Genomic DNA, 3,960 nt, shown 5'->3' with positions numbered 1-3,960 from the left:
GCTGGGCATCATGCTGGCGGTCGCGGTGACCATCGACATCCGCTGGCTGAAGAACCGCCACAAGGTGCTGAACGAGGTCTATGTTGCGCCGGTCTATCTCAAGATGGGCGAGACGCAGTCGGCCGCACCAGGCTCCGGAACGCCCTACGAACTCGACAACCGGTTGTCGGCCGCAGAGCATATCGGGCTTGGCGAGCTGGAAGGGCCTGAAGACGTCATTCTCGACCGTGACGACAATCTCTATTGCGGCACGCGCCATGGCGAAATCGTCCGCTTCTTCGCGCCGGACTACGTCAAATCCGAGGTGTTTGCTCACATCGGCGGTTTCCCCCTGGGGCTGGCCTTCGACAAATCAGGCAATCTGATCAGCTGCGTCGGCGCCATGGGGCTCTACTCCGTCTCGCCGGAGCGGGAGGTCAAACGCCTGTCGGCGGAGACGTCGCGTTCGTGGACCTCGATCGTCGACGATGCGCGGCTGCGCGATCCCAATGACTGCGACATCGCACCCGACGGGCGCATCTATTTCACCGACTCCACCAAGCGCTACGACGCGCATGAATGGGCGCTGGATTCGATCGAGAACCGCGCCACGGGCCGGCTGCTGGTCTATGACCCGAAGGACGGCTCGACGAAGACGCTGCTCGACGGTTACCGCTACACCAACGGTGTGTGCATGGCGCATGACGGCAAGTCGCTGTTCTTCGCCGAAAGCTGGGCTTGCCGCGTGCATCGCTACTGGCTGGAAGGACCGAAGGCCGGCACCGCCGAATGCGTCATCCGCGACATGCCGGGCTATCCCGACAACATCAACCGCGCCTCCGATGGTAATTATTGGATGGCGTGGCTCGGCATGCGCACGCCGAGCTTCGACCTGTCGCTGCGCCATCCCGACATGCGCAAGCGCATGACGCGCCGCCTGCCGCAGGATGAATGGCTGTTCCCCAACATCAACACCGGCGGCGTGGTCAAATTCAACGAGAAGGGCGGCATCGTCGAGGCAATGGGCGACCTCACCGGCGGCGCGCATCCGATGGTCACCTCGATGCGCGAGCACAAGGGATATCTGTTCGTCGGCGGCATCCTCAACAACCGCATTGGCCGCTACAAGATCGCAGGCGCCGACCCGAACTGGACCAGTCCCGCTTCCTATTGGGGGGCGAAGCCATGATCCTCGATCCGGTGCTGGACCTGTTTCGCGGCAAGGCGGTCACCATCCCGCCGCTCGACGGCGCTTTTCGCCCCAACACGCGGCTGGATGATGCGCCGGCCTTTGCCGAGCTGACGGAACCAGACAATCTGCTCGTTACCGGTGACAGGCTACTGGCCTCCAGCGGCAACGCCATCCATTCGATTGCGGCTGGAGCGGAACCTGTCGTGGTCGAGACCTTTCCGTCTGCCGTCACCGCGCTGGCGCTGTCGCCATCCGGTGAACTGACGGTCGGGGTGGAAAGCGGAAAGCTGCTGATCGGGGGCAGCGACGTTTCGCTGCCGGCTGACCTCAGCTGCATCACCGCACTTGCCTATGCGGATGACGGCACGTTGTGGCTGGCCAATGGCTCGGCCGAGCACGCGCCGTCGCAATGGGCTGCCGATTTGATGAAGAAGGGTGCCTCCGGTTCGCTGTGGAAGCGAGACGCCGCGGGCGGTGATTTCCGCAAAGTCGCCGGCGAGATTGCCTCTCCCCATGGCCTGCATCCAGTCGGCAGCGATGTGCTAGTCTGCGAAAGCTGGCGTCATCAGTTGGTGCGTTTCGATGGCGCGACGGGCAGCCGCTCGACGGTTCTGACGCATCTGCCCGGCTATCCCGCGCGGCTGTCGCCTTCCGCCGATGGTGGGGCGTGGCTGACCCTGTTTGCGCCGCGCAACCGGCTGATCGAGTTCGTGCTACAGGAAACGCATTACCGTCAGGACATGCTGAGCCAGGTGCCGCCGGCCTACTGGATCGCGCCGGCGCTGGCCTCCAGCCGCAGCTTCCTCGAGCCGCTGCAATGCGGCGGCATCCGCACCATGGGCATCCACAAGCCATGGTCGCCGAGCCGCTCCTACGGGCTGGTGGTCAGGCTCGACCAGAAGATGCAGCCGCAATTCAGCCTGCACAGCCGCGCCAACGGCACGCGCCATGGCATCTGCAGCGTTGCGGAAAAGGACGGTCTTCTGTTCATCGCCTCCAGGGGCGGCGACTGTATCCTTTCCGTCGCCACGGGAGGTTTCTGATGGAACCGATTGTCCGTCTGGAGAATGTCACCAAGAACTACCGCGGCGTGCCCGCGGTGAAGAATGTCAGCTTCGACCTGCGCAAAGGCGAAATCCACGCGCTGCTCGGTGAGAACGGCGCGGGAAAATCGACGCTGACCAAGATCATCGCCGGTGTGGTCGACGCCACCTCGGGCAAGATGTTCCACAAGGGGCAAGAGATCGCCTACGCCTCGCCGCATGCAGCGCTTGAAGCCGGCATCGCCATGGTGTTCCAGGAGACGAGCCTGGTGCCGTCGATGACGGTGGCGCAGAACCTCTATCTCGGCACCGAAAAGTTCCTCAACCGGCTGCGCGGCACCTACATTTCGGCGCAGCAATTCCTGCAATCGCTGAACTTTCCCGTCGACCCGAACGCCATGGTGGCGACGCTGGGTGCTGCCAAGCGGCAGATGGTCGAGATCGCGCGCGCGGTGCACCACAATGCCGAGATCATCATCTTCGACGAGCCGACGGCGACGCTGACGCCGGAAGAAAAGCGGCACTTCTTCGCGCTGATCCGGCGGCTGAAGGCGAGCGGCGTGTCGATCGTCTTCATCAGCCACGCGCTGGAAGAGGCGCTCGATATCGCCGACCGCATCACCATCCTGCGCGACGGCGAGCTGGTCATCACCGACGACACGTCTGCTTTCGACCGCGACAGGATCGTGTCCGCAATGGTCGGGCGCACGCTGTCGGGGCAGATCTACCGGCAGCGCGACGAAGCGAAGCTTCGCAAGGCGGGCAAGAAGGTGCTGTCGGTGCAGGACATCTCGATGAGCAATGTCGTGCGCAACACGTCCTTCTCGATCTTCGAGGGCCAGATCACCGGTGTGTTCGGGCTGATTGGCTCCGGCCGCACCGAAACCTTCAAGATCGTCTCCGGCATCTACAAGCGCGACTTTCTGCGCGGCGGCGCCATCGAGCTCGATGACAGGCCGGTGCGCTATCTCGTGCCGAGCGAGGCGGTGGCCGACGGCATCGTCTATGTCACCGAGGATCGCAAGAGCGAGGGCATCTTCGAGACGATGGGCATTGCCGAGAACCTGTTCGGCGGACTGCTGGCGGCGGACCGGGAAAAGGCCTGGGTGATCAATGCGCAGGAAATGCGCGCGCTCTCAGCCGAATGGACGAAGACGCTGAACATCAAGGCGATCAACGACAATGCGCGCGTCGTCGAACTGTCCGGCGGCAACCAGCAGAAGGTGGTGATCGGCAAGGGGCTGGTGCAGCAGCCGCGCATCGTCATCTTCGATGAGCCGACGCGCGGCGTCGATGTCGGCGCGATCGCCGAGATCCATCAGATCATCAACCGGCTGGCCGACGAGGGCCTGGCCGTCGTCGTCATCTCGTCCTACCTGCCGGAGATCATGAACCTGTCCGACCGCATCCTGGTCTGCCGCCAGGGCCGCATCGTCGAGGAGTTTTCGCCGGCCGAGGCGACGGAGGAGAAGATCATGTACGCGGCGGTTCACTAGGTTTTTTGGCGGGTGGTCGGTGGTCCACATACGTTGGCAATTTGGCGAAGGCTTCTACCTCATCGTCATCCTCGGGTCTCCGCGACGGCGCTTCGCGCCTGCTTCGCCCGTGGATGACGAAGTTTAGGTGCCTCGGCTAATCTTCAACGCTATTGCGGGCCAAAAACTGGGTCAAAGAAGCCGGTTAGCCGCCTTTGCTCGAAACTTGATTCAACGAACCAGTTCATCGATCGAAGCGAAAGGACCACAC

General features: G+C 63.2%; 3 protein-coding genes. All 3 read left to right on the top strand.

The features are described from left to right. Window positions 1-1,168: SMP-30/gluconolactonase/LRE family protein (locus EN749_RS32220; RefSeq protein ID WP_145991091.1), on the top strand; the 1,168-nt coding region annotated here is incomplete at its 5' end. After that, window positions 1,165-2,214 (top strand): hypothetical protein, encoded by a 1,050-nt coding sequence (locus EN749_RS32215; RefSeq protein WP_128364681.1) that lies wholly within the window; start codon window positions 1,165-1,167, stop codon window positions 2,212-2,214. The genes EN749_RS32220 and EN749_RS32215, both read left to right, overlap by 4 nt. After that, window positions 2,214-3,710 (top strand): sugar ABC transporter ATP-binding protein, encoded by a 1,497-nt coding sequence (locus EN749_RS32210; RefSeq protein ID WP_128364680.1) that lies wholly within the window; start codon window positions 2,214-2,216, stop codon window positions 3,708-3,710. Before EN749_RS32215 ends, EN749_RS32210 begins: the two co-directional genes overlap by 1 nt. Window positions 3,711-3,960: the final 250 nt, after the last annotated feature.

The sequence above is a fragment of the Mesorhizobium sp. M7A.F.Ca.ET.027.02.1.1 genome (assembly GCF_004022985.1).
Lineage (GTDB): Bacteria > Pseudomonadota > Alphaproteobacteria > Rhizobiales > Rhizobiaceae > Mesorhizobium.
This window is presented reverse-complemented; position numbering and strand designations above follow the sequence as displayed.